A 25,115-nucleotide genomic window follows, 5' to 3' on the forward strand; every position below is an offset into this window, starting at 1 on the left:
TGATGTCTGATAATTCTATGCCACTGTCGCCCTCGGGTTAAGGGGATCAGCCGGTATGGCTCAGATTCTGTTCACCGATGTACGCCCCCACGATGTCCTGATCGAAGACGGTCGCGTCGTCCCGTCGGCACGCCGGGCGGAAGACTGCCAGGTCGTGGCGGCGGACGGCCTGCTCGCCCTGCCCGCCCCGGTGGACGCGCACGTCCACCCCGACAAGACCACCTGGGGCCAGCCGTGGCTGAGCCGCACCCCGGCCGGGACGCTGCGCGACCTCATCGAGGGCGACGTCGCGGCGCGCGCGGAGATGACCGCGCCGGTCGCCACGCGGGCCCTGGCCCTCATGGACCACGCGATCGCCCGCGGCACCCGGGCCTGGCGGGCGCACGTGGACGTCGCCCCGGTGTACGGCCTGAGCAACGTGCACGGCGTACGGGAGGCCGCTGAGGCCCGCGCCGACCTGCTGGACGTGCAGATCGTCGCCTTCCCGCAGCTCGGGCTGCTGTCCCGGCCGGGCACGGCGGAGCTGATGGAGCAGTCGCTCAAGGAGGGCGCGGACATCCTCGGCGGGCTCGACCCCGTGGGCATCGACGGCGACCTGCACGGACACCTCGACCTGCTGTACGGCCTGGCCGAGCGGCACACCGTCCCGCTCGACATCCACCTGCACGACGGCGGCGACGAGGGGGTCGCGCAGGTGCTGGAGATCGCCCGCAGGGCGAGGTCCAGCGGTGTGCCGACGACGATCAGCCACGCCTTCTGCCTGGCCGACCGCCCGGACCTCGCCGAGACGCTGGCCGAGGCGAAGATCTCGCTGACCACCTGCGCGCTCGGCGCCGACCCGGTCCTGCCGGTCGGGCCGCTGGTCGAGGCAGGGGTGCTGGTCGGCCTCGGATCCGACGGGGTGCGGGATCCGTGGACGCCGTTCGGCGACGGCGACATGATCAACCGCGCCCACCTGCTCGCCTACCGCACCGACGCCCGCACCGACGAGGAGCTGGCCAGGTGCTACGAGATCGCGGCGCACGGGGGCGCCGCGCTGCTGGGCCTGGAGCAGGCCCGGCTCCGGCCCGGAGATCCCGCCGACTTCCTCCTGGTACGCGCCGACTCCATGGCCCAGGCGGTCGTGGACAAGCCCATCCCCCAGTTCGTCGTCCGCAACGGACGCGTTCGCGAAAGGTCCTCCTGATGATCCGTCGAGCCCTACCGGTGGCCGCCGCACTCGCGGTGGCCCTGGCCGGATGCGGCCAGCAGGCCGCAGCACCGCAACAACAGCAGCAGGGCTCGGGCGAGGCGCCCAAGCTGGAGCTCAGGACCGTCACCGCCCCGGCCACCGGGGAACTGGACAAGGTGACGTGGAACCTGCCGTACGAGCCGCAGACGGTCGACCCGATCAGGTCGTTCAACTACGCCGAGAACACCGTGCTGGCCAACATGTGCGAGAGCCTGCTGCGGCTGACCCCCGAGTTCGGCATCGAGCCCGGCCTGGCCGAGAAGGCCGACAACCCCACCCCGACCACGTGGGTCTACACGATCCGCGACGGCGTGAAGTTCTGGGACGGCACGCCGCTGACCGCCGAGGACGTCGCGGCCAGCCTCAACCGCCACCTCGACCCCGCGCTCGGCACCTGGTGGGGCGACTACTTCCACACCGTGCAGTCGATCAAGGCGACCGGGCCGATGCAGGTCACCGTCACGCTGAAGCAGCCCGACGTGCTGTTCAACCAGGCGATGGCCACCGCGGCCGGCGCGATCGTGTCGGCCGAGTACGCCGGGAAGAAGGACCTGGGCTCGCCGACCGGCAGGGTGATGTGCACCGGCCCGTACAAGTACGGGAGCTGGAAGTCCGGCGACGCGCTGACGATCACCCGCAACGACGCCTACTGGGACACCGCGCTGCGGCCGAAGACCAAGGAGCTGGTCTTCCGGTTCATCGCCGACGAGACCACCGCCATCAACGCGCTGCGCTCCGGCGAGGTGGACGGGCAGTACTTCTACCTGCCTCCGGCCGGGCTCGGCCAGCTCCAGCAGTCGCCGACCGGCTCGGTCACGCTCGGCAAGTCGCTGACCTTCTGGACGCTGCTCGGCGCCGCCAAGTCCGGCCCGTACGCCGACCCGAAGGTCCGCCGGGCGCTGTCGCTGGCGCTGGACCGGGCGGCCATCTCCAAGGTGGTCTTCCAGGGGACGGCGCTGCCGCAGCGCACCCTCGCCGGCGCCGAGTACTGGGGATACCAGCGGGACGCCTTCCAGAAGGCCCACGACGCGATCCCGCCGGAGACGCCCGACCTGGCCAAGGCCAAGCAGCTGCTCACCGAGGCCGGCTCCCCCACCCAGACGATCACCATCGGGATCCAGGGCAGCTCGGCCGTCCACGAGCAGACCGCCAACCTGATCAAGGCGACCGGCGAGGCGCTCGGCCTGAAGATCGAGATCAAGGTGATCCCCGTCGAGCAGTACGGGAACCTCTACAGCGACCCCAAGGCCCGCGAGGGCATCGACGCCTTCTTCTCCACCTGGTACGGCAACGTGCCGGACCCGCTCGACATCTACACCGTCTTCCTGGCGGGCGGCCGTACCAACTTCAACGACTACGCGGCCGTGAACGCCGACATCGCCAAGGCGCGGGCCGCCTACGACGAGACGGAGCGGGCGGGGCTGGTGACGGCGATCCAGCAGAAGGTCACCACCGACGTGCCGTGGATGCCGCTGAACAACCTGCCGGTGATCCTCTACATGAACAAGCGGGTGACCGGCGCCGTCGCCTCCTTCCCCTACCTGTACTACCCGTGGGCCGCGGGGCTCGGCGCGGCATGAGGTTCCTGGCGAAGCGGCTGGCGGGGCTGATCGCGGTCCTGCTGGTCGCCTCCTTCCTGGTGTACGGCCTGCTCTACCTGGTGCCCGGCGGGCCGATGGCGTTCCTGCTCGGCAACCGCAGCGGCACCCCCGAGCAGGTCGCGGCCATCCGCGCGCAGTACCACCTGGACGACCCGTTCCTGCTGCGTTACGCCGCCTGGCTGCGCGACGCGGTGACGGGCGACTTCGGCGCCTCCCTGGTCTACCGGCAGGACGTCTCCGCGCTGATGGCGTCCCGGGCGACGACGACCGTCTTCCTGGTGGTCTACGCGACGCTGCTGATCGTGGCCGGGGGCGTGGCGATGGGCCTGCTGGCCGCGCTGCGCGGCGGCCGGACCGACGGGCTGGTCAGCCTGGTCTCCTCGGTGTTCCTGGCCACGCCGCCGTTCGTGGTCGGGGTGATTCTGGTCATCGTCTTCGCGCTGGGACTCGGCTGGTTCCCGGTCTTCGGGCCCGGCGACGGGTTCGGCGACCGCATCCACCACCTCACGCTGCCGGCGATCACGCTCAGCCTGGCCAGCGCCGCCTTCCTCGCCCGCATCACGCGGGCCTCGGTGTCGGAGGAGCTGGGCCGCGAGCACGTGGAGACCGCCCGCAGCCGCGGCCTGGCCGAGGGGCACATCGTCCGCAGGCACGTGCTGCGCAACGCGGCCATCCCGGTGGTGACAGTGGTCGGCCTGAACGTCGCCGGGCTGATCGCCGGCTCGGTCGTGGTGGAGAGCATCTTCGCCCTCGACGGTCTGGGCTCGTTGTTCGTCCGCGCGATCCTGCAACGCGACTTCGCGATCGTCCAGGCGGTGGTGCTCGTGCTGGTCACCGCCTTCGTCCTGATCAATCTGGTGGTGGACCTGTGCTACTCCGCTCTCGACCCGCGCCTGTCGCGGCAGTGACCCGCCGCCTGGGCGGGCTGGGCGTGGCCGCCGCCGTCCTGCTGGCCGCCGTCGTGGTGGTCACTCTGCTCGCGCCGCTGCTCGCGCCCTACGACCCCGACCAGCCGGACCTGTTCAACGCGCTGGGCGGCGCGTCCGTCGCGCATCCGCTGGGCGGGGACGTCCTGGGCAGGGACGTGTTGTCCCGGCTGATGCACGGCGCGCGGACCACGTTGCTCGCCCCGGTGCTGGTGATCTGCGTCGCGAGCGCCGCCGGGACCACGCTGGCGATCGTCGCCGCCTGGGCGGGCGGCAAGGTGGACGCGGTCGTCTCCCGCCTGCTGGACGTGCTGTTCTCCGTGCCGGGCATCGTCTTCGCGCTGGTCACCGTGGCCGTGCTCGGTCCCGGCGTGCCCGGCGTGGTGATCGGCCTGGCGGTCGCGTACACGCCGTACGTGGCCCGGGTGGTGCGCAGCGCGGCGCTGCGTGAGCGCAGCCTGCCGTACGTGGCCGCCGCCTGGGTTCAGGGCCGGTCGGCGACCGCCATCTGCCTGCGCCACCTGCTGCCGAACCTGCGCCCGATCATCGTCGCCCAGTCGGTGTCGGCGCTCGGCTTCGCGGTGATCGACGTCGCGGCCGTCTCCTTCCTCGGGCTGGGCGTGCAGCCGCCCACCGCCGACTGGGGGCTGATGGTCAAGAGCGGCCTGGACAGCGCCCTGCGCGGCCAGCCGCTGGAGGCGCTGAGCGCCGGGCTGCTGATCGCGCTGGTGGTGGCCGCGGTGAACCTGTTGGGCGATCGCCTGGGGAGGCAGTCGTGAGCCTGTTGACGCTGGAGGCCTTCGGCCTGGCCGTGCCGTACGAACGAAGCTGGCGGACGCTGGTCGAGCACGTGGACCTGACCATCGGCGCAGGAGAGGCCGTCGGGCTGGTCGGCGAGTCCGGTTCGGGCAAGTCGATGACCGCCCGCGCGGTCATCGGCCTGACCCCGCCCGGCGCCCGCGTGACCGGCCGGATCGTCTTCGACGGCGCCGACGTGCCCTCGGGCCGGGCGCTGCGGCTGCTGCGGGCCAAGCGCATCGCGATGGTCTTCCAGGATCCGCGGGCGCACATCAACCCCGTCCGCAGCGTCGGCGACTTCCTCACCGAGGCCATGGTCCACAACCTGCGGATGCCGGTGCGGCAGGCGTCGGCGCGGGCCGTCCAGTTCCTCAAGGAGGTCGGCATCGCCGACGGCGAGCGGCGCCTGCGCCAGCACCCGCACGAGCTGTCCGGCGGCCTGCTGCAACGGGTGATGATCGCCTCCGTGCTGGCCGTCGAGCCCGACCTGGTGCTGGCCGACGAGCCGACCACCGCGCTCGACGTGACCACCCAGTCCGAGGTCATGGCCATCCTGGACGAGCTGCGCCGCGAGCGCGGCATGGCCATGCTGCTGATCACCCACGACCTGGAGCTGGCCGCCGCGACGTGTGACCGGCTGGCGGTGATGTACGCGGGCCGCATCGTGGAGGACCTCGACGGCGAGCCCCGCCACCCCTACACGCGCGGCCTCATGAGGTCGCGGCCGAGCCTTGAGCAGACCGCGCACCGGCTGCCGGTGATCCCCGGACGGCCCGTGGCGGCCTTCGAGGCCGAGGACGGCTGCGCGTTCGCGCCACGCTGCGAGCTGGCCGAGCCGCGCTGCCGGGAGAGCCGGCCGCCGTCCGTCCGCGGGGTCGCCTGCCTGAGAGCGGAGGAGACGGCATGAGAGCGGAGGAGACGGCATGAGCGTGATCGAGGCGCAGCGGCTACGGAAGGTGTACGGCCCGGCCACAGCCGTGGACGAGGTCTCCTTCACCGTGGCCGAGGGCGAGTCGCTGGCCATCGTGGGCGAGTCCGGTTCGGGGAAGACGACCGTCGCCCGCATGCTGCTCGGCCTGGAGACGCCCACCAGCGGCACGATCAGCGTCTGCGGGCGTCCGCGGGCGGCGGGCCGGGTGTCGGCGGCGGAGCGGCGCAGGCGGGCACGGGAGATCCAGATCGTCTTCCAGGACCCCTATTCGTCGCTGGACAAGCTGCAGCGGGTCGGCGACGTCGTCGAGACGAGCCTTGCCCTGCACTTCCCGCTCACCTCCGCCGAGCGGCGGAAGAGGGCGCTGGACCTGCTCGAATCCGTGGGCCTGGCCGAACGGCACGCGGCGATGCTGCCCAGGCAGCTGTCCGGCGGGCAGCGCCAGCGCGTGGCCATCGCCCGCGCCCTGGCGGTGGAGCCGCGGGTGCTGGTGCTGGACGAGGCGGTGGCCGCGCTCGACGTGTCGATCCAGGCACAGATACTCAACCTGCTCGCCGACATCCGCGAGCGGCGCTCGATCAGCTACGTCTTCATCTCCCACGACCTGGCCGTGGTCAACCAGATCAGCGACACCGCCGTCGTGATGCGGCACGGCCGCGTCGTGGAACGCGGAGCCACCCGCACCCTGCTGCGGGAGCCGCAGGAGGAGTACACCCGCGCCCTGCTGGCCGCCGTGCCCAGGCCCGGCTGGAAGCCGACCAGGAGGAACACACAGTGAGCACGCTGATCAGGGCGTCGTTCGTCATCGGCTTCGACGGCGACGACCACGTCATCCACCGGGACGCGTGCGTCGTCTACGACGGCGACCGGATCGTCCACGTCGGACGTTCCTACGAAGGCCCGGTCGAGGAGGTGATCGACGCCGGTGAGGCGATCGTCGGGCCGGGCTTCATCGACCTGGACGCGCTGGCCGACATCGACCACGCCGTCCTCGACACCTGGCACGCCGACTCCAGCGGGCTGAACTGGTCGCACGACTACGCCGTCAACCGGCGCCGGGCCGTCTTCCCGCTGGAGGACACGCTCTTCATGCGGGAGTACGCGCTCACCCAGCTCATCCGCAACGGCGTCACCACGGCGATGCCGATCGCCGCCGAGACGCACAGCGCGTGGGCGGAGTCGTACGAGGAGCTGGCCGGTGTCGTGGAGATCGCCGGGCGGCTCGGCCTGCGCATGTACCTGGGGCCGTCCTACCGCTCCGGCGTGCCGGTCCTGCGCGCCGACGGCAGCCGGGACGTGCACTGGGAGCCCGGACTCGGTGAGCGGGGGCTCGCCGACGCGATCCGCTTCGTCCGGGACGTCGACGGCGCCCACGACGGCCGGATCCGGGGGGCGCTGCTGCCGTGCCGCATCGAGACCGTCACCCTCGACCTGCTGCGCGCCACCGCCCAGGCCGCGCAGGAGCTCGACTGCCTGGTGCGTCTGCACTGCATGCAGGGCCTGACGGAGCTGCGGCTGCTGCGCGAGTGGTACGACCGGCACCCCCTGGACGTGCTGGCCGAGGTCGGCCTGCTCGGCCCGCGGCTGCTGGTGCCGCACGCCCTGTACCTCGGCGACCCCGGCACGCCCTTCGAGGGCTCACCGGACCGGCTCGCGGCGCTGGCGGGGATCGTGCACTGCCCCCTCACCTTCGTCAGGTACGGCGACGCGCTGCGCGACTTCGACCGGTACCGGGCGGCCGGCGTGAACGTGGCGCTGGGCACCGACTCCTTCCCGCCCGACATGATCCGCAACATGGACTACGGCAACAACCTGGCCAAACTGGTCACCGGCCGGCTGGACGCGGGCTCGGCCGCCGACTACTACCGGGCCGCCACCCTGGGCGGCGCCCGCGCGCTGGGCCGCGACGACCTGGGCAGGCTCGCCCCCGGCGCCAAGGCCGACCTGGTCGTCGTGGACCTGTCCGGCCCGCGCACCGGCCCGGTCGACGACCCGATCAGGACGATGCTGATGAACTGCACGGGCGCCGACGTGTCCACCGTGGTGATCGACGGCCGGCCGGTGATGCGCGACCGGACGATCCCCGGCGTGGACGAGGAGTCGATGCGGCGGCGCGCGCAGACCTACTTCGAGACGATGAAGGCCGCCTACTCCGAGCGCGACCACCTGCGCCGGGACCCGTCGCTGCTGTTCCCGGCGTCCTTCCGCGTCGTCGGGGACGGCTCATGAGCGGCGCGGCCTTCGTCTCCGGGCTCGTCTCCGGGCTCGTCTCCGGGCTCGCCGCCGAGCTCGACGTCCGGCTCGCCGCCGCGGACGAGCGGCTGCGCACGGCCTACCCCGGGGAGCCGGCCACCCGGCAGCCGGTGCACACCGTGTACGTCCCGGCCGACCGCTACACGCCGGACACCGTACCGGCGTGGGGCCGGCGGGCGCTGGCGGCGCTGGCCGAGCACGGCGGGACCGCCACGGAGTTCGCCGACGCGCTCGGCCTGCCGCCGCGGACGGCGGCGGAGGTGTACGACCAGGTCCGGGCCAAGCTGGCCCACGAGCCGGTCGAGGACCTCAGGATCGACTTCGAGGACGGCTACGGCCACCGCCCGGACGCCGACGAGGACGCCGCCGCCAGGACCGCCGCGAGGGCCCTGGCCGAGGCCAGCGCCGCGGGCACCGGCTCGCCGTTCTGCGGGATCCGGTTCAAGAGCTTCGAGGCGCCGACCCGGCGGCGCGGCCTGCGCACCCTGGCGATCTTCCTGGAGACCCTCGGACCGCCGCCCGCCGGCTTCGTCGTCACGCTGCCGAAGGTGACCTCGGTCGAGCAGGTGGAGGCGATGGCGCTGGCCGCCGGACGGCTGGAGGCGGCGTACGGGCTGGCGAGCGGGAGCCTGCAGTTCGAGCTCCAGGTGGAGACGCCGCAGGCGATCCTGGGCGCGGACGGCGTCTCGCCGCTGCCGTCGATGATCCGCGCCTCGGCCGGGCGCTGCACGGGCCTGCACTACGGCACCTACGACTACTCGGCGGCGCTCGGGGTGTCGGCGGCGTACCAGAGCTCGGACCATCCGGTCGCCGACCATGCCAAGGCGGTGATGCAGGTCGCCGCCGCCGGCACCGGCGTACGCGTCTGCGACGGGTCGAGCAACGTGCTGCCGGTCGGCGATGGCGACGCCGTCCGCGCCGCCTGGCGGTCGCACGCAAGCTTGGTCCTGCGCGCCCTGGAGGGCGGCCTCCACCAGGGCTGGGACCTGCATCCGGCCCAGCTGCCGAGCCGGTACGCCGCCGTCCACTCCTTCTTCAGGGAGGGGCTGCCGGCCGCCGCGGCACGGCTGCGCGGCTATCTCCGGCGCGAGACGTCCGGCTTCCTGGACGAGCCGGCGACCGCCCGCGCGATGGCCGGGTTCCTCGCCCGCGGCCTCGACTGCGGCGCGATCGGCGCGGCCGAGCTGGGCGCCCTGGCCGGGGTCACGCCGTCCGAGCTGCGTGCCATGCGCGCCGGGACGGGGGGCTGACGTGCGCATCCTGATCGTGAACGTGAACACCACCCGGTCGATGACCGACACGATCCGCGCCCAGGCGGCGGCGCACGCCTCGCCGGGTGTCGAGATCGTCGCGCTCACCCCGTCGTTCGGGCCGGAGTCGGTGGAGGGGAACTTCGAGAGCTACCTGGCGGCGGTCGCCGTGATGGACCGGGTCGTCCGCTACGACGAGCCGTACGACGCGGTGATCCAGGCGGGGTACGGCGAGCACGGCCGCGAGGGGCTGCAGGAGCTGCTCGACGTCCCCGTGGTGGACATCACCGAGGCGGCCGCGCAGGTCGCGATGCTGATCGGGCGTACGTACTCGGTGGTCACCACGCTGGACCGGGCCGTGCCGCAGATCGAGGACCGGCTGCGGCTGGCCGGGCTGGCCGGCCGGTGCGCGTCGGTCAGGGCCAGCGGGCTGTCGGTCCTGGAGCTGGAGGAGGATCCCGGCCGGGCCGTCGAGGCGATCGTCGCCCAGGCCCGTGAGGCCGTCACCGGCGACCGGGCCGAGGTGATCTGCCTGGGATGCGGTGGAATGGCGGGACTCGACCGGAAGATCACCGCGGCCACCGGGGTGCCCGTCGTGGACGGCGTGGCCGCCGCGGTCGCCCTCGCCGAAGGGCTCGTCCGGCTCGGCCTCACCACGAGCAAGGTGCGCACCTACGGGACGCCGCGCCCCAAGACCGTGACCGGATGGCCGATCACCGGCGGCCCCGCGGCCGTCGCCCGGCCGGTCCGCGCGGGACGGCGCGGCCACGGAGGTGTCGCCTGATGGCCCGGCTGGACCTGCTGTTCAGGGCCCGTCGAGTGGTCACCGACGCCGGAGAGGCAGCCCGCAGCATCGGCGTGCGGGACGGGACGATCGTCGCGGTCGAGCCGCTGGAGGCCGACCTGGCGGCCGCCGAGGTCGTCCGGCTCGGCGACGACGAGGTGCTGCTGCCCGGCCTGGTGGACAGCCACGTGCACGTGAACGACCCCGGACGGACCGAGTGGGAGGGGTTCGCGAGCGCCACCCGGGCGGCCGCGGCCGGCGGCGTCACGACGATCGTCGACATGCCGCTGAACAGCGTCCCGCCCACCACCGACGCGGCCGCGCTGCGGGTGAAGCGGGCGACCGCCCGCGGCCAGGCGTACGTGGACGTCGGCTTCTGGGGCGGCGCGGTGCCGGGCAACCTGCGCGAGCTGCGCGGCCTGCACGACGCGGGCGTGTTCGGGTTCAAGAGCTTCCTGCTGCACTCGGGCGTGCCGGAGTTCCCTCCCCTGGAGCCGGCCGAGCTGGCGGACGCGCTCCGCGAGCTGCGGGCGTTCGACGCGTTGATGATCGTGCACGCCGAGGACCCGCACGTGATCGACCACGCGCCGCCCGCACGCGGCGCGAGCTACCGCGACTTCCTGCGCTCCCGCCCGCGCGGCGCGGAGAACCTCGCGGTCGCGCACGTCATCGAGCTGGCCCGGCGGACCGGCTGCCGGGTACACATTCTGCACCTGTCCAGCTCGGACGCGCTGCCGATGATCCGCTCGGCCCGGGACGACGGCGTGCGGATCACTGTGGAGACCTGCCCGCACTACCTGACGTTCAGCGCCGAGGAGATCGCCGAAGGGGCCACCCCGTTCAAGTGCTGCCCGCCGATCCGCGAGGCGGCCAACCGGGAGTCGCTCTGGCGGGGGCTCGCCGACGGCACGATCGACTGCGTGGTCTCCGACCACTCGCCGTGCACGCCGGAGCTCAAGCGGCTCGACACCGGCGACTTCGGCCTCGCCTGGGGCGGCATCGCGTCGCTGCAGCTCGGCCTGCCCGCCGTGTGGACCGAGGCCAGACGCCGCGGCCACCCGCTGACCGACGTGGCGCGCTGGATGGCCGGACGCCCCGCGCAGGTGGCCGGGTTGTCCGGCAAGGGCCGGATCGCGCCGGGCCACCAGGCCGACCTGTGCGTGTTCGCGCCCGACGAGACGTTCGTGGCCGACCAGGACCGGCTGCACCACCGCAACCCCGTGACGCCCTACCACGGCCGCACGCTGGCCGGCGTGGTCCGCGCGAGCTGGCTGCGCGGCGAACGCGTCGACATCGACGGCCCGCCGCGCGGCCGGCTGCTCAACCGAGGAGCAGCATGACCTTCACCCATTTTCCGGACCTGGCCTCGCGCGCGCTGGCCGGCAGCGTCGTGTACGCCAACGACGAGCTGTTCGCCGAGCGGGAGAACCTGATCAAACCCGGTCCCGCGACGTTCTCGACGGAGGACTTCGGCCACAAGGGCAAGGTGTACGACGGCTGGGAGACCCGTCGCAGGCGCGAGCCGGGGAACGACTACGCGATCGTCCGGCTCGGCGTCCCCGGCGTGGTGCGCGGGGTGGTGATCGACACCGCCTGGTTCAGGGGCAACTACCCGCCGTACGCCTCGGTGGAGGCGACCAGTGTCGAGGGCGTGCCGTCACCGGCCGAGCTGGAGCGGGCGAACTGGGAGACGATCGTCGGGAAGAGCACGATCCGGGGCGACGCCGAGAACGCGTTCGAGGTCGCGGACCGGCGGCGCTGGACGCACGTGCGCCTCAGCATCTACCCCGACGGCGGGGTGGCCCGGTTCCGGGTGCACGGCGAGCCGGTGCCCGACCCGCGCCTCCTGGACGGCACGATCGACCTGGCCGCGCTGGAGCACGGCGGGGACGTGGTCGCCTGCTCCGACACCTTCTACTCCTCCCCGGTGCAGCTGCTGCTGCCCGGCCGGGCCCGGATCATGGGCGACGGCTGGGAGAACGCCCGCCGCCGCGACGGCGGCAACGACCACGTGACGGTCAGGCTGGCGGGCCGCGGGCGGGTGCGCCGGGTGGAGATCGACACGTCGTACTTCGTCGGCAACGCGGCCGGCTGGGCCTCGCTGAGCGGAACCGACGCGAGCGATCCGAACGCAGGCCATCCGGACGCGGGCCATCCGGGCGCGGGCGCGGAGTGGTTCGAGCTGATCCCGAAGACCCGGTTGCAGCCGGACACCCGGCACTTCCTGCGCCCGGTGTCGTCCGCGCCCGTGACGCACGTCCGCCTCGACGTCTTCCCCGACGGCGGCCTGGCCCGGCTCCGGGTGCACGGCGAGCTGGACGCCGACGCCCACCGGGCGGCCGTGCTGCGCTGGCTCGACCTGCTGCCGGCCGGGCACGCCGTCGAGGTGCTGCGCGGGGCCGGCGTGCCCGGCAGGACCGCCGAGGAGCTCGTCGGCCGCCGGCCGTTCGCCGACGGCGACGTGCTGCCTCCGGCGCTGCTCCTGCCGGTGGGGCCGCCCCTCTGACCTTGAGGTCTATTCGGGCGGCGCGCCGAACACGTACGAGCCGGGGGCGTCCGGGTCGTCGCCGGCCCAGAACTCGGTCCAGTGGCGGCGGAACTCCTCGCGCGACAGGTGGCCGTCGCCGTCCAGGTCGAGGCGGGGGAAGATCTCGTCGGTCGACGACGGCGCGCCGTTCCACGTCTCGATCAGCGCGCCGTACTCCGAGCGGGAGATGAGGCCGTCGCCGTTGAGGTCGATGGCCTCGAACATCGCGTCGGCGGTGCCGGTGACCGCGTCGGTCATGTCGCCGAGCACGTCGACCACGCTGAGCACCTGGTCGAGGGAGACGCCGGCGTCGCCGCCGGAGGCGGCCCGGAGCACCGGCCACCAGCCGGTCATGACGGAGGTCAGCCGCTCGGGGTCGGCCGGCCCCGCGACGGCCGACCAGCGGTGGGCGAGCGCCTGGAAGTCGGCCTGGGTCAGCCGGCCGTCGCCGTCGACGTCCATCGCCCGGAAGACGCCGCCGACCTTCTTCCGCTGGAACTCACTGGCCACATCTGCCTCCACTCCTCGGGAAGCCTCAATGCTGTCGAGTGATCACTTATCGTGACCATAGTCGTTTGAGTGACTAATCCGTTACGTAGTGTGGGGGTCAGGTGAAGTCGGCGCAACGGGCCTGCCCCTTGCCCGGCACGGTCACCCGTACGTCGTCCACCTGCACGCCGCGCTCGACGGCGGTGGCGGCGGCGATCGTGCAGACGAGCTGCCCGGTCGCCATCCGCGGCAGACGGGACGCCGGCGCCCCCAGGACGAACGCGTCGCCGGTCGCCCGGACGGCCAGGCCCTTCGGCAGGCCGGTGTCGAAGCCGCGCTCGCGTTCCCCCGAGGTGGGGCCGCCGGTCAGCAGCACGACGGCTTCGGCGGCCGGCAGCGGGCCCTCCGGGCGGGTGACGGGCACGAGCCGGCCGTGCCGCACGAAGTACAGGCTGGTGCCCTGGACGAAGCCGCGGGGCGCCTCTCCGGCGCGGATCACGTCGGTGGGGCCGACTCCGCAGGCCGTGCAGACGGTCAGGATCAGGGCCAGCGGCCAGGCTCTCACGGACGGTTCCTCGGCAGGGTGAGGGTGAAGACGGCGCCAGGACCGGGGGCGACGGTGAGGTCACCGCCGTGCAGCAGGGCGTTCTCGCGGGCGATGGCCAGGCCGAGGCCGCTGCCTTCGGAGCGGGCGCGCGCGACGTCGGCCTTGTAGAAGCGCTCGAAGACGTGCGGGAGCACGTCGGCGGGCAGGCCGGGCCCCTGGTCGGAGACCTCGACGGCGACCGTCCGGCCGGTGGCGCGCACCCGGACGGCGACGGGCGGCGCGCCGTGCCGCAGCGCGTTGCCGACGAGGTTGGCGACGATGACGTCCAGGCGGCGCGGGTCGAGGGGAACGCGGACGTCCGGGGACGACAGGTCCGCGACGACGTCGGAGCTCCAGCCGCGGGACCGCAGGCAGGCCGCGACGGCGGCGCCGACGTCCACGTCGTTGAGGTTGAGCGCGGCGGCTCCGGCGTCGAAGCGGGAGATCTCCATCAGGTCGTCGACGAGCGTGCTGAGCCGGGCGACCTCGGCGGTGATCAGCCGGGCGGCGGTTCCGGCGTCGGCGTCCAGCCGGGCGGCGCCCGCTTCCAGGACGTCGGTGACGGCGGTGGCGGCGGCCAGCGGCGTGCGCAGCTCGTGGGAGACGTCCGCGACGAACTGCCGTGACCTGGCCTCCATCTCGCGCAGCTCGCCGACCGAACGTTCCAGCGCGGCGGCCGTCTCGTTGAAGCGTCCGGCCAGCCGGGCCAGCTCGTCGCCGCCGTGCACGGGCAGGCGGGTCTCCAGCCGTCCCTCGCCCAGCTGCCGGGCCGCCCGGTCCAGGTCGGCGACCGGCCGCAGGACGCCGCGCGCGGCCAGCAGCCCGGCCAGCACCGCCAGCAGCACGACGGGCACGGCCGCCGCCTGCGCGGCGCGCAGCACGGCCGTCTCGTCGGAGGCGGCCTGCCCGAGCGACTCGACGAGGTAGACGCTGATCCCCGACGGCGTGCCGCCGGCGCGGAGCATGACCCTGCCGCCGGCCACGAGGTACGGCACGCCGTCGCGCTCCACCCGCTGCCAGGCCAGCTCCGGCCACCGCAGGACGGTCGCGCGCAGCTCGGCGGTGACGCGCGCGTCGCCCGGCACGGCGCCGTCCCTGACGACGTAGACCTTGCGGTCGCCGATCTCCAGGTCCTCGGCCAGCTGGGCCAGTTCCTCGTCGCCGGCGGGCAGCGCCACGTCGCGGGACAGCAGCAGCACCCGGTTCCTGAAGTCCTTCAGCGACCGGTCCTGCGCTCCGGCCAGCAGGTTGGTGCGCGCCTTGTAGTACGTCAGCCCCGCGGCCCCCACCGCGCTCAGCCCGCCCACCAGCACGAACGTGATCACCAGCCGGACCCGCAACCCCCGCAGCCAGTTCATACCGGCCCGAAGCGGTAACCGAATCCGCGCACGGTCTGCACGTACCTCGGCTCGGCGGGCACGTCCTCGATCTTGGACCGCAGCCGCTGCACGCAGGCGTCCACCAGCCGCGAGTCGCCCAGGTAGTCGTGCTCCCACACCGACTCCAGCAACTGCTGCCTGCTGAAGACCTGGCCCGGCGTGGCCGACAGGTGCAGCAGCAGCCGCAACTCCATCGGCGGCAGCGCGACCTCCCGGCCGTTCCTGCTCACGGTGAGGGAGGCGCGGTCCACGCACAACCCGCCGTACCTCTCCACGGGCGAGGGCACACCGTCCGTACGGCGCAGCACCGCCCTGATCCGGGCCTCCAGGACCTGCGGGCGCACCGGCTTGACCACGTAGTCGTCCGCGCCCGCCTCCAGCCCGCCGACCACGTCGAAGTCGTCGCCCCGCGCGCTCAGCATCACGATCGAGGTGGACGTGGTCGCGCGGATGCGACGGCACACCTCGAACCCGTCGATGCCGGGCAGCATGAGGTCGAGCACCACCACGTCGGGGGCGAAGCGGGCCAGCCGTGCCAGCCCGTCCTCCCCGGACGCCGCCGACCGCACCTCGTGGTCCCGGCCCTTGAGGGCGAGTGTCAGAGCGTCCCTGACGTGGGGATCGTCCTCGATCAGCAAGACACGGGCCATGCGTTCCAGTATCGGCGGCCTGGCGTGCCGGTTTGTGCGCCTTCGGAAGCTATTACACGTTCATGACATGGAGCGGACGGGCTCCTCACAACGGCCGGCCACGGTGTTGACCGCCAGCCGAACCCATTGGAGGAAACCGTGTTGATCAGCAAGCGGCGTCTCGCCGTCCTGGCCGCCCTGCCCGTCCTGGCCCTGAGCGCGGCGTGCGGGACGCAGAGCTTCGCCAGCTCGTCCAGCCCCGCGCCCGACTCCGGCAAGCCCAGCTGGCACGAGACCGCGGTGAAGTTCGCCGGATGCATGCGGGAGAACGGGGTCGACATCCCGGACCCGGTCAAGGGCCAGGACCTCGACACCAGCGCCGTCAGCAAGGTCACCCAGGCCAAGCTCGACGCCGCCATGAAGGCGTGCAAGGAGTGGGACTCGACGCTGCTCGGCGGCTCCGAGCCGGCCACGCCGGAGGAGGACGCCAAGTTCGCCGCGTGGGCGCAGTGTCTGCGCAAGGGCGGCGTCTGGCAGCCCGTCACCAAGGGCGAGGAGATGCCGGCGGGGTTCAAGCGGGTCAAGCCCGGCTCGGCCGCCGAGAAGCAGGTCTTCGAGGGCTGCGACCTGCTCCGGCCGGCCGCCCCTTACGAGGAGAACTAGCCACCCCGCACCCCGCCAGGCCATGCCCTTCTCTCTGCTGGATGAGGGGAGGGTTGGCGGGGCTTCGGGCCGGCCGCGGCTCCTGGCGTCAGGAGCCGCGGCCGGCCGTTCCCCACCGGGCCGGGCCCGGTGTCCGGCCGGTCACGGGGGCTAGGCTGGGCGCATGGGTCATGCGAAGACGTCGTTCGTCTGCCTGCCGTGCCGGGCCTCGTACAAGCAGCCCTACCCGCTGCCCGGCGACCGGGGCCGGTCGTGCCCGCGCTGCGGCGAGCCGCTGATCCACGTGGGCTCCGCCTTCGCGGCTCCCCGGCGGCGCGACACCGCGGCCTGGCGGGTGCTGTCGCTGCTGCTGCACGCGGGCGTCGGCTTCCACAAGAGTTGCTGCGGCGGGCCCGGCTACCGGCCGCGCACGCTCGGCGAGGCCCGCGCGCGGATGGCGCACGCCCGGGCCGCCGGAGAGCCGTTCGCCAAGGCCCTGACGCGTCCCGAACTGCCCTAGGACGGCCCGCATGACCATCGACGTCCGGACGCTGCTGCCCGTCGCCGAGGCGGCCGCGTCGATCGCCGGCGAGATCATCACCACCCGGGCTCCCGGCGTCGTCACCGCCAAGGGCGACCGCGACATGGCTACCGAGGTCGATTTCGCCGTCGAGCACGCCGTACGGCGGGCGTCGTCATCGCCTGCGAGGCCGGGGCCGTGGTGGTCGACCTCGACGGCAGCCCCCACGACATGACCTCCCGGGCGACCATCGCGACGAGCCCCGCCCTCGCCGCCGACCTGCTGAAACTCCTCACCGCCGCCCTCTCCCACGCTTCGGAGTAGGTCCGTCCGGTCCGGGGCACCGCGTCAGCCGCCGGCGCGGCCCTGGGCTCCGTGGGCCGCGTACAGGACGCCGAGCTCCCGCTCGATCTCCGTACGCACCGGGTCGTGTCGCGGGCCGAGGGCGTATCGCGGGTCGGTCCAGTTGCCGGGCGGATACAGCCACACCGGCCGGCCGACCAGCTCGGCCGGTTCCCACTCGTACCGCGGCCAGACGTGCGCGTGCAGGAAGGGGTCGGTGTTGCCGAGGATCTCCAGGTTCACCCGCCGGAACGCCGGGTCCAGCGCGCCGCAGGCCCGCTCGACCGCCTCACCGAGCAGCTCCATGTCCGACAGGAAGGCCATCCGCCTGGCCCGGGGCAGGTCGGACAGCCGTTGCACGCCGGGCTCGTCCGCCAGGAGAACCGAGTATCCCGGCAGGAACTGAGTGTCACCGATCACGGCGAAGCCGGCGTCCAGCCGCCTGAGCACCATGGGATTCCGCCCCGCCAACGCACTACCGACCCTGTCCTGCCGCCAGTCACCACTCATGATCCCGACCCTACACACGAGCCCCCGCGGATCCGCGGGGGCTCAGGCCTCTCCTACGGCAGGACGATCGAGCCGCTCCACTGGGTGACCGCGTCGGAGTAGACCGCGCGCAGTTCGCCGTCGAAGTAGGGCGAGAAGCTCTTGTCGTAGCGCAGGTCGCCGTCGGTGTCGGCGACGCTGATGGTGATCGCGTTGAGGTAGCCCGCACGGCTGGTCTTGTCGTAGCGCAGCAGCCAGGAGGAGCCGAGGGAGCCTTCACCGGGGAACGGGGAATCGACGGCGGTGAGTTCCTCGGCCTTCAGGCTGGGCGCCTGGGCGGCGGACGTGCGTCCCGAGAAGGTTTCCAGGGTGTCGCCCGTCTGCGGGTGGGAGCCGTCCGGGTGGACGCCGGCCGGGAAGCCGAAGACGTCGACCGAGGAGTCGAGCGGCTGGTTCCAGGTCAGGCCCTGTCCCCCGACCTGGTCGACCAGCCTGCCTGCGTCGGTCAGCTCGCCCGCGGGAGAGGAGGTGACGCCGTTGTAGACGGTGACGAAGGCGTAGTCGCGGTCGTAGTCGCCGTACGCGGGGAAGTCGAAGTGGGTGAAGAGCTGCTTTCCGACGTAGAGGCCGGACGGAGCGGTGCTGGCGGAGTATCCGGGGACGAAGACCCACTTGCCGAGACCCCCGCCGTACTGCTGTTCGTAGGCGCAGTGGCCGGCGGTGGCCACGAGGTTGCGGTACTGCGACTGCATGGCGGTGCCGGTGCACCAGTGCGGCAGGCCGTCGGGGCCGACGAAGAACACCTTGCCCGTGCCGGCGGGCCCCTTGCCGGCGCTTGGGGCGCCGCCGGGCGGGAGCACGGGCGGGACGGTGCCGGGCTTGCCGTCGGCAGTGGCCGAACCGCTGAGGATGACCTCGTCGATGTCGGTCTGGACGGCGTAGGGGGTGGCGTTCGCCAGGTTGGCGCCGCCGTTGCCCAGCCAGAACGTGGCCACCTCGACAGCGGACGTCTGCGTGACCGTCAACGGGTAGCTCGCCGTGCCGACCGATCCGGCGGCGGGCGCGGCCATGAGGCCGGAAACCAGGAGGCCGGTGGCCAACACGCCCAGCGTTGTCTTCATCTGGCCCTCTCCACTCTGCTCGGGGGGTTACGGCTTTTCGAACATACGATCGCCGTCGAGGGCCGACGCTACCCGCCGGACTAAAGATGATCAACACTTTCAACAGCCGGCTGTCAACACGGCCCCTGCGCACGAGCGCCTGGCGGGCCGGGGACAATCGCCGGATGGAAGATGATCTGCCGTCTCAGCACCTCTCCGACGCGGGCATGGCCGTCGTTGCCGGAATCATGGTGTTCCTGATTCTGCTGCCCACCATCGTCTGGATCACCTTGGTGATGCTGCACGGCCGCAAGTAGGGCGGTCAGAGGGTGGCGTGGAGGTGGGAGAGCATCGTGCGGGGCGGGCGGCCGAGGATGTTCTCCAGGTCGGGGGTCTGCCTCTCCAGGGCGCCGGCGCGGATCCGGGCGTTCAGCCAGGCCATCGGGCCGGGGGCGGCGTCGGGGACCTCGCGGTAGGGCACGCCCAGCGCCCGCGCCACCTCCGGGTGGGTCCACAGCGGGCCGGTGAAGTCGTAGGCGCGGCCCTCGTGGCCCTCGCCGGTCAGTACGTCGGCCGCCGCCTGCGCCAGGTCGGACCGGAACGCGGTGTTCAGGCCGCGCCCTCCACCGCTCCCGGTCAGCTCGCCGCCCGAGACGCGGGGGACGAACGCGTCGCTGTAGAAGGGGTGGCGCAGGATCGTGTACGGCAGGCCGCTGCGCAGGAGGGCCTGCTCGGTGGCGTGGTGGGCCTCGGTCATGCCGGTGGCGACGGTGTCGGCGTCCAGGAAGCTGGTGTAGACGACGGCGCCGACGCCCACGTCCGCGGCGGCGGCGAGGGCGGCCAGGTGGTGGCCGATCCGGCGGCCGGGGTCGAGCTCCGGCGACGAGATCAGGAGCAGGCGGGCGGCGCCCTCGAACGCCGTGCGCAGGCTCGCCGGGTCGTCGTAGTCGCCCCGCCGCACCGGTACGCCCTCGGGCGCGCGGGCGGGATCGCGTACGGCGGCGACGACGTCCGCCCTGGTGCGCAGCCGGTCGATGACGAGACGGCCGAGCGCGCCCGACGCCGCCGAGATGACGATCATGAAGCTCCCTCTGATCGAGATGGGTGCTCAAAGTGAACTGCCGGGACGTCCGGCGACGCCACCGGTTTTCGCCGGGGCGGGCGCACGAGGGGCCCAGAGGAGCATTTCCGGAGAAGACCGCCCAGGTCACCCGGGTTAGCGTGATCGTGGACCTCTGGAGAGAACATGGACGAGCTCATCACGTACGGCAAATGGGCGTCGGTGCGCGGCTCGCTCAAGGCGGCCACCGACCGGTTCGCGAAGCTGGTCTCCATCGTCGATCCCCACGCCATGGCGACCAGGGAGTGGACCGTCGCCGAGACCGCGGCCCACGTCACCGCGATCGCCTCGCTCTACACCTGCGTGGTGCGCGGCGACGTGACCACACCGTTCCCGGAGCTGGCCGAGCCGATACTCGGGGCCAACGTCGACACGGTGAGCGCCCTGAACGAGCTGGCGTTCGAGCACTTCCCCGAGCGTGACCCGGCCGTCCTGGCCGAGCGGCTGCGCGGCGACGTCCGGGAGATCCTGCGCGCCGGCGCCGAGGTCGATCCGGCGACCCCGGTCCCCTGGCTGGGCGACGCGCGGGTGCCCGTCGCGGGCGTGCTGGCCCACCTGCTGAACGAGCTGCTGCTGCACGGCTGGGACATCGCCCGCGCGACCCGTACCCCCTGGTCGGTGCCCGCGCGGGACGCCGGCCTGTTCTTCGACCTGTTCCTCATCGGGATGATCAGGAACGACTACGGACGCCTGATGGACACCGGGACGCCCGCCCCGCCCCGCCGGATCACCGTCGGTTTCCACTCCGCGCACACCGCGCCGGCGGCGCTGGTGCTGGACCACGGGCGGGTGTCGGTGGCCGAGATGGGGCCGCAGGTGGACGCGCACGTGCGGTTCGACCCGGCGGCGCTGAACCTGTTGCTGTTCGGCCGGATGTCCAGGACGCGGGCCGCGCTCACGGGCAGGGTGGCGGTCTGGGGGCGGCGTCCGTGGCTGCTGCCGGCCTTTCTGCGGTTCGTACGCCTGCCCACGACGACGGTCCCGCGCTCGCGCGCCGAGTCCATACAGGTGTGAACGCCACAAAGTATTCACCCAGTGGGCGCATACTGGAGGAGATGAAGCGAGCCAGCGGCGATTCTCGTCGTCACCTGCCCACAAGTCCCTTCAAACCGCCGCCTCCGGCGCCACCCGCGGAGCAGTTCGACATGCACGACCGGGTGAGCCACGACCGATTCGGCCTCGGTGTCGTCATCGGTGTGGAGGACGACGTCGCCGTTCTGGTCGACTTCGGATCCCGGCAGGAACGGATCACGACGCCGTTCAACAAGCTGTACAAACTCTGAGAGCCGGTCCGCGACGCCCGTGTGCCCCGAGGGCCGCATGGGCGGGACCGACGCGCGCCGGGCCCGGCTGAGGGCGCCGGGTTCAGTGACTCACGGGGACAGAAGCTCGTGGGTCAATGGCTCATGAGGTCAGTGGCCCGCGGAGTCAGTGGCCCGCGGAGTCAGTGGCCCGCGGAGTCAGTGGCCCGCGGAAGTGGGGTCGGCGGTTCAGGGGGTGACGATGGCGAAGTCGGGGGCCGGTGAGTCGAGCACGGCGACCAGCCGCTGGAGCGCCGTGATGTCGCCCTCCCGCTCCACCCCCTCCACGCCCTTCCCGGCCAGCAGGCCGAGCAGCTGCGCCCTGGTGAGGCGGAGCGTGAGGTCCACGGGCTCCTCCGGCGGGTTCAGCCGCTGGACGAGCACGCCGTTGGACAGCGTGGTGCGGTACAGCTCCCCCAGGTCCGTCAGGTGCCAGTCGATCGACAGGCTCTCGTGCCAGGCCCTGGGGCCGTCCACGCGGATGGCGAGGGAGTCGAAGATCTGCTCCACGGTCAGGGCCGCGACCAGGTCGGGCGAGGTGGTGGTGACGCGGGTGGGCGCGATGCCGTCGGTCAGCTCCATGGCCCCGGTCAGGTACGAGTTGCGCCACGTCCCGTTCTCCGCGCCCTGGCCGAGCCGGGTGTAGACCTCGGCCAGCAGGTCCCTGGCCGCCTTGTTGCCCTCGTCGGCGAAGACGGCGTGGTTCAGCAGCTGGACGGCGAAGCGCAGGTCGTTCTCCTCGATGTAGCGGCGGGCGAAGGCCACGACGGCCGCGCCGCCGCCCATGCACTCGACGTACCGGATCGCGCTCTCCCTGGGCGGGTGCTCCCACAGGTGGGCGGGGTTGCCGTCGTACCAGCCGAGGTAGCGCTGGTAGACGGCCTTGACGTTGTGGCTGACCGAGCCGTAGTAGCCGTGGGTGTGCCAGACCTGTTCCAGCGCGGGCGGCACCCGCATCTGCTCGGCGATCTCGGCGCCGGTCAGGCCCTTGTTGAGCAGGCGCAGCGTCTGGTCGTGCAGGTAGGCGTACAGGTCCCGCTGCTCCTGGAGGAACCGGACGATGTTGCTCCTTCCCCAGGTCGGCCAGTGGTGGGAGGCGAAGGCGACCTCGGCCCGCTCGGCGAGCAGCGTGAGGGTCTCCGACAGGTAGCGGGCCCAGACGCGGGCGTCGCGCACCTGGGCGCCGCGCAGCGTGAGGATGTTGTGCAGGTTGTGGGTGGCGTTCTCGGCCAGGCACAGGGCGCCGCGGTCGGGGAAGAGGAAGTTCATCTCGGCGGGGGCCTCGGTGCCGGGGGTGAGCTGGAAGACGATCCGCACCCCGTCCACGATCTCCTCCTGGCCGGTGCGGCTGACGTCCACGGTGGGCGGGATGAGGGACGTGGTGCCGGTCGAGGACGTCATGCCGAGGCCGCAGCCGATCTGGCCGTCCGGGGCGTGCGGCAGGGCGAGGCCGAACATGTAGCCGGCGCGGCGGTTCATGGCGGGGCCGGCGTAGACGTTCTCGGAGACCGCGTGGTCCATGAAGCCGGCGGGGGCCAGGATCGGCACGTTGCCGTCGGTGACGCCGCGTACGCCGCCGAAGTGGTCGACGTGGCTGTGGGTGTAGACGACGCCGGTGACCGGCCGGTCGCCGCGGTGGCGGCGGTAGAGCGCGAGCGCGGCGGCGGCGCACTCGGTGGAGACCAGCGGGTCGATGACGATGACGCCGATGCCGCCCTCGACCAGGGTCATGTTCGACAGGTCCAGGCCGCGTACCTGGTAGATGCCGTCGGCGACCTCGTACAGGCCCTGTTTGGCGCAGAGCTGGCTCTGCCGCCACAGGCTGGGATGGGCGGTCTCGGGGCATTCGGCGTTGAGGAATGCGTAGGAGTCGTTGTCCCAGACGACCTCGCCGCTTCTCGACGTGACCACGGCGGGGGTCAACTTCGCGATGAAGCCGCGATCAGCGTCCTCGAAGTCGCCCGTGTCATGAAATGGAAGGTCTGCCATGTCTGCTCGCATGCCCCTGAATGGACGCTCGTAGCTCAATAACCAGCCCCAATAGCATGAAACTCGGGCAATAAGGACAGGGAGCGGCGGCGTAGCGGCGCGGACGGTGTGATTGGGTGGTCCCAGACTGATCTATCGGGGGTGGTCATGGAAGCCTGCGTGTTCGACCTCGACGGCGTGCTCGTCGACTCCGAACCCGTCTGGGAGCAGGTGCGGCGCGCCTTCGTCGCCGACCACGGCGGCACCTGGCAGCCCGACACGCAGTCCAGGCTGATGGGCATGAGCACCGGCGAGTGGGCGGCCTACCTGCACGAGCTGGGGGTGCGCCTGACGCCCGACGAGATCGCCGCCGGCGTGATCGACCAGATGGCCGAGCGCTACCAGGACGGCGTGCCGCTGCTGCCGGGCGCCCGCGAGGCCGTGCGCCGGCTGGCCGGGCGGTTCACCCTCGGCCTGGCCAGTTCGTCGCCGCGGCGGCTGATCGACGTGGTGCTCGACGCGGCCGAGCTGCGCGAGTACTTCGTGACCACGGTCTCCACGGAGGAGGTCGCGCGCGGCAAGCCCGCCCCCGACGGCTACCTGGAGGCGGCCCGGCGGCTGGAGATCTACCCGAAGGACTGCGTGGCGGTCGAGGACTCCAGCAACGGGCTGCGTTCGGCGCACGCGGCCGGCATGCGGGTGATCGCCGTGCCGCACCCCGGCTACCCGCCCGACGACGACGCCCTGGCGCTGGCCTGGCAGGTCCTGCCCGACCTCGACGCGCTCACGGTCGAGGCGCTGACGTGACGACCGACGGCATAGGCGTCCGCCTCCGGACGCCGTCCGACCTGGACGCCTGCGCCGACGCCCTGGCCCTGGTGCACGCCGCCGACCGCTACCCCGTCGACTGGCCGGCCGACCCCCAGGGCTGGCTGACCCCTGGCGACCTCCTGCGCGCGTGGGTGGCGGTCGAGGAGGGCCGGGTGCTCGGCCACGTCGGCCTGGCAGGCGCCGCCGAGGGCCCGCAGGTCACCCGGCTCTTCGTGGTGCCCGCCGCCCGGGGCCGCGGGCTGGCCGCCGTCCTGCTGGACACCGTGCGGCAGGCCGCCGGGAGGCCCGTCCTGCTGGAGGTCTCCGACGAGGGCCGGGCGGCCGTCGCGCTCTACGAGCGGCTGGGCTGGCGCCGCGTCGCCAGCACCCGCGCGCGGTGGCTCAACGCCGCGGGCGAACCCGCCCTGCTCCACCACTACGTGAGCCCGTGAAGCTATCCTTTGGGAATCGTGCGAGACATCACGGTATTTTCTGGCAGCGCCCACCCCGAGCTGGCTGAGGAGATCTGCTCCCATCTCGGCACCCCGCTCCACCCCGTCAAGGTCGCCCGCTTCGCCAACGACGCGCTTGAGGTGCAGCTCCAGGCGAACTGCCGCGAGCGCGACGTGTTCCTCATCCAGCCCCTGGTGCCGCCGACGCAGGAGAACCTGGTCGAGCTGCTGCTCATGATCGACGCGGCGCGCGGCGCCTCCGCGGCCAGGACGACCGTGGTCCTGCCTCATTACGCCTACGCCAGATCAGACAAGAAGGACGCGCCCCGCATCTCCATCGGCGCCCGCCTGGTCGCCGACCTGATGGTGGCCGCGGGCGCGAACCGGGTGCTGGCCATGACGCTGCACTCGCCACAGGTGCACGGCTTCTTCAGCGTGCCGGTCGACCACCTGCACGCGCTGCGCGAGCTGGCCGCGCACTTCCGCCGCCACGACCTGTCGAACACCGTCGTCGTCTCCCCCGACCTGGGCAACGCCAAGGAGGCCGCGCACTTCGCCCGGCTGCTGGGCACCGGCGTCGCGATGGGCGCCAAGCAGCGCTTCGCCGACGACCGCGTGGTGATCAGCTCGGTCATCGGCGAGGTCGCCGGCAAGGACGTGATCATCCTGGACGACGAGATCGCCAAGGGCAGCACGGTCATCGAGCTGCTCGGCCGGCTGCGCGAGCAGGGCGTCAACTCCGTCCGGGTGGCGTGCACGCACGGGCTGTTCGCGGGCGGGGCGATCGAGCGGCTCAGCGCGTTCCCCGAGGTCCTGGAGATCGTCTGCACGAACACCGTGCCGCCGCCCAAGCCGAGTGACAAGCTGACCGTGTTGTCGATCGCGCCGGCGCTGGCCGAGGCGATGCGCCGGATCCACGACGGCGAGTCGGTGAGCGCTCTGTTCAGCACGTCCTGACGGCCCGCCCGGTGATCTTCCGGGACGGCC

Annotated in this window: 28 protein-coding genes; 20 read left to right on the forward strand and 8 right to left on the reverse strand. The window is 72.6% G+C overall.

All coding sequences use genetic code 11. The annotated features are described in order from the left end of the window. The first annotated feature begins 55 nt into the window (after positions 1-55). Genes AB0J76_RS01015 through alc form a run of 11 tightly spaced genes read left to right on the forward strand, consistent with a single transcriptional unit; the run spans position 56 to position 12,280 of the window. A complete protein-coding gene (locus tag AB0J76_RS01015; protein WP_352323933.1) occupies positions 56-1,186 on the forward strand; it encodes an amidohydrolase family protein in 1,131 nt (376 codons plus the stop codon). Next, complete coding sequence (locus AB0J76_RS01020) at positions 1,186-2,811, forward strand: ABC transporter substrate-binding protein (RefSeq protein WP_352323934.1); 1,626 nt, start codon at positions 1,186-1,188, stop codon at positions 2,809-2,811. The genes AB0J76_RS01015 and AB0J76_RS01020 overlap by 1 nt, the downstream gene beginning before the upstream one ends. Then, a complete protein-coding gene (locus AB0J76_RS01025) occupies positions 2,808-3,740 on the forward strand; it encodes an ABC transporter permease (protein WP_352323935.1) in 933 nt (310 codons plus the stop codon). Before AB0J76_RS01020 ends, AB0J76_RS01025 begins: the two co-directional genes overlap by 4 nt. Next, positions 3,737-4,537: an ABC transporter permease gene (locus AB0J76_RS01030; RefSeq protein ID WP_352323936.1), complete on the forward strand. Its 801-nt coding sequence runs from the start codon at positions 3,737-3,739 to the stop codon at positions 4,535-4,537. Before AB0J76_RS01025 ends, AB0J76_RS01030 begins: the two co-directional genes overlap by 4 nt. Continuing rightward, entirely contained in the window at positions 4,534-5,463 is a 930-nt protein-coding gene (locus AB0J76_RS01035; RefSeq protein ID WP_352323937.1) for an ABC transporter ATP-binding protein, read from the forward strand. Before AB0J76_RS01030 ends, AB0J76_RS01035 begins: the two co-directional genes overlap by 4 nt. 16 nt (positions 5,464-5,479) lie before the next feature. After that, positions 5,480-6,265, forward strand: a complete 786-nt coding sequence (locus AB0J76_RS01040; protein WP_352323938.1) for an ATP-binding cassette domain-containing protein — start codon at positions 5,480-5,482, stop codon at positions 6,263-6,265. Next, the gene (locus AB0J76_RS01045) at positions 6,262-7,716 is read left to right on the forward strand and encodes an amidohydrolase family protein (protein ID WP_352323939.1); all 1,455 of its coding nucleotides are present in this window, start codon (positions 6,262-6,264) and stop codon (positions 7,714-7,716) included. Before AB0J76_RS01040 ends, AB0J76_RS01045 begins: the two co-directional genes overlap by 4 nt. Continuing rightward, positions 7,713-8,990, forward strand: coding sequence for an aldolase/citrate lyase family protein (locus AB0J76_RS01050; protein WP_352323940.1), 1,278 nt, complete (start codon positions 7,713-7,715; stop codon positions 8,988-8,990). The genes AB0J76_RS01045 and AB0J76_RS01050 overlap by 4 nt, the downstream gene beginning before the upstream one ends. A gap of 1 nt (position 8,991) precedes the next feature. Continuing rightward, positions 8,992-9,774: an aspartate/glutamate racemase family protein gene (locus AB0J76_RS01055; RefSeq protein WP_352323942.1), complete on the forward strand. Its 783-nt coding sequence runs from the start codon at positions 8,992-8,994 to the stop codon at positions 9,772-9,774. Beyond that, complete coding sequence (allB, locus tag AB0J76_RS01060; RefSeq protein WP_352323943.1) at positions 9,774-11,114, forward strand: allantoinase AllB; 1,341 nt, start codon at positions 9,774-9,776, stop codon at positions 11,112-11,114. Before AB0J76_RS01055 ends, allB begins: the two co-directional genes overlap by 1 nt. Further along, entirely contained in the window at positions 11,111-12,280 is a 1,170-nt protein-coding gene (alc, locus tag AB0J76_RS01065; RefSeq protein WP_352323945.1) for an allantoicase, read from the forward strand. The genes allB and alc overlap by 4 nt, the downstream gene beginning before the upstream one ends. Before the next feature lie 9 nt (positions 12,281-12,289). Here alc and AB0J76_RS01070 read toward each other — a convergent pair whose 3' ends face one another. From AB0J76_RS01070 to AB0J76_RS01085, 4 genes are all read right to left on the reverse strand, one after another. Beyond that, on the reverse strand, positions 12,290-12,811 hold the full coding sequence (locus AB0J76_RS01070; RefSeq protein ID WP_352323946.1) for an EF-hand domain-containing protein: 522 nt from the start codon (positions 12,809-12,811) through the stop codon (positions 12,290-12,292). A gap of 97 nt (positions 12,812-12,908) precedes the next feature. Continuing rightward, a complete protein-coding gene (locus tag AB0J76_RS01075) occupies positions 12,909-13,355 on the reverse strand; it encodes a hypothetical protein (RefSeq protein ID WP_352323947.1) in 447 nt (148 codons plus the stop codon). Next, entirely contained in the window at positions 13,352-14,734 is a 1,383-nt protein-coding gene (locus AB0J76_RS01080; protein WP_352323948.1) for a HAMP domain-containing sensor histidine kinase, read from the reverse strand. Before AB0J76_RS01080 ends, AB0J76_RS01075 begins: the two co-directional genes overlap by 4 nt. Next, on the reverse strand, positions 14,731-15,405 hold the full coding sequence (locus tag AB0J76_RS01085; RefSeq protein WP_352323949.1) for a response regulator transcription factor: 675 nt from the start codon (positions 15,403-15,405) through the stop codon (positions 14,731-14,733). Before AB0J76_RS01085 ends, AB0J76_RS01080 begins: the two co-directional genes overlap by 4 nt. Positions 15,406-15,543: 138 nt before the next feature. Between AB0J76_RS01085 and AB0J76_RS01090 the strand changes: the two genes are divergently transcribed. The 3 genes from AB0J76_RS01090 to AB0J76_RS01100 all read left to right on the forward strand — a co-directional run bounded on the left by AB0J76_RS01090 (position 15,544) and on the right by AB0J76_RS01100 (position 16,781). Then, positions 15,544-16,047: a hypothetical protein gene (locus tag AB0J76_RS01090; protein ID WP_352323950.1), complete on the forward strand. Its 504-nt coding sequence runs from the start codon at positions 15,544-15,546 to the stop codon at positions 16,045-16,047. Positions 16,048-16,210: 163 nt separating this feature from the next. Continuing rightward, positions 16,211-16,546, forward strand: a complete 336-nt coding sequence (locus AB0J76_RS01095) for a hypothetical protein (protein WP_352327400.1) — start codon at positions 16,211-16,213, stop codon at positions 16,544-16,546. Positions 16,547-16,556: 10 nt separating this feature from the next. Beyond that, on the forward strand, positions 16,557-16,781 hold the full coding sequence (locus tag AB0J76_RS01100) for a hypothetical protein (protein ID WP_352327399.1): 225 nt from the start codon (positions 16,557-16,559) through the stop codon (positions 16,779-16,781). A 113-nt stretch (positions 16,782-16,894) separates the two neighbouring features. On the opposite strand, the gene AB0J76_RS01105 is transcribed toward AB0J76_RS01100, so the two are convergent. Together AB0J76_RS01105 and AB0J76_RS01110 are read right to left on the reverse strand one after the other, a co-directional pair. Beyond that, the gene (locus AB0J76_RS01105) at positions 16,895-17,341 is read right to left on the reverse strand and encodes a diadenosine tetraphosphate hydrolase (protein ID WP_352327398.1); all 447 of its coding nucleotides are present in this window, start codon (positions 17,339-17,341) and stop codon (positions 16,895-16,897) included. A 110-nt stretch (positions 17,342-17,451) separates the two neighbouring features. Further along, entirely contained in the window at positions 17,452-18,498 is a 1,047-nt protein-coding gene (locus tag AB0J76_RS01110) for a hypothetical protein (RefSeq protein WP_352327397.1), read from the reverse strand. An 86-nt stretch (positions 18,499-18,584) separates the two neighbouring features. Here AB0J76_RS01110 and AB0J76_RS01115 point away from each other — a divergent pair, with 86 nt between their 5' ends. After that, on the forward strand, positions 18,585-18,794 hold the full coding sequence (locus AB0J76_RS01115; RefSeq protein ID WP_352327396.1) for a hypothetical protein: 210 nt from the start codon (positions 18,585-18,587) through the stop codon (positions 18,792-18,794). 5 nt (positions 18,795-18,799) lie between these two features. Here the strand turns inward: AB0J76_RS01115 and AB0J76_RS01120 are convergent, their stop codons facing one another. Beyond that, on the reverse strand, positions 18,800-19,558 hold the full coding sequence (locus AB0J76_RS01120) for an NAD(P)H-binding protein (protein WP_352327395.1): 759 nt from the start codon (positions 19,556-19,558) through the stop codon (positions 18,800-18,802). A gap of 165 nt (positions 19,559-19,723) precedes the next feature. Here AB0J76_RS01120 and AB0J76_RS01125 point away from each other — a divergent pair, with 165 nt between their 5' ends. Both AB0J76_RS01125 and AB0J76_RS01130 read left to right on the forward strand, forming a co-directional pair. Further along, positions 19,724-20,611 carry a maleylpyruvate isomerase N-terminal domain-containing protein gene (locus AB0J76_RS01125; protein WP_352327394.1) on the forward strand — a complete coding sequence of 296 codons (888 nt, stop codon included), beginning with the start codon at positions 19,724-19,726 and terminating at the stop codon, positions 20,609-20,611. Between the two features lie 41 nt (positions 20,612-20,652). Continuing rightward, complete coding sequence (locus AB0J76_RS01130) at positions 20,653-20,880, forward strand: hypothetical protein (RefSeq protein WP_352327393.1); 228 nt, start codon at positions 20,653-20,655, stop codon at positions 20,878-20,880. 207 nt (positions 20,881-21,087) lie between these two features. Here the strand turns inward: AB0J76_RS01130 and AB0J76_RS01135 are convergent, their stop codons facing one another. Continuing rightward, complete coding sequence (locus tag AB0J76_RS01135; RefSeq protein WP_352327392.1) at positions 21,088-22,887, reverse strand: alkyl sulfatase dimerization domain-containing protein; 1,800 nt, start codon at positions 22,885-22,887, stop codon at positions 21,088-21,090. Between the two features lie 147 nt (positions 22,888-23,034). On the opposite strand from AB0J76_RS01135, the gene AB0J76_RS01140 reads away from it, so the two are divergent. From AB0J76_RS01140 to AB0J76_RS01150, 3 genes are read left to right on the forward strand one after another with little or no spacing between them, the layout of a single operon-like run. Beyond that, complete coding sequence (locus tag AB0J76_RS01140; protein WP_352327391.1) at positions 23,035-23,673, forward strand: HAD family phosphatase; 639 nt, start codon at positions 23,035-23,037, stop codon at positions 23,671-23,673. Beyond that, positions 23,670-24,128 carry a GNAT family N-acetyltransferase gene (locus tag AB0J76_RS01145; protein WP_352327390.1) on the forward strand — a complete coding sequence of 153 codons (459 nt, stop codon included), beginning with the start codon at positions 23,670-23,672 and terminating at the stop codon, positions 24,126-24,128. The genes AB0J76_RS01140 and AB0J76_RS01145 overlap by 4 nt, the downstream gene beginning before the upstream one ends. An 18-nt stretch (positions 24,129-24,146) precedes the next feature. Continuing rightward, the gene (locus AB0J76_RS01150; protein WP_352327389.1) at positions 24,147-25,085 is read left to right on the forward strand and encodes a ribose-phosphate diphosphokinase; all 939 of its coding nucleotides are present in this window, start codon (positions 24,147-24,149) and stop codon (positions 25,083-25,085) included. Positions 25,086-25,115: the final 30 nt, after the last annotated feature.

Origin of the sequence: Nonomuraea sp. NPDC049624, from assembly GCF_040675255.1 — a bacterium.
In the GTDB taxonomy this organism is placed as follows: Bacteria; Actinomycetota; Actinomycetes; order Streptosporangiales; family Streptosporangiaceae; genus Nonomuraea.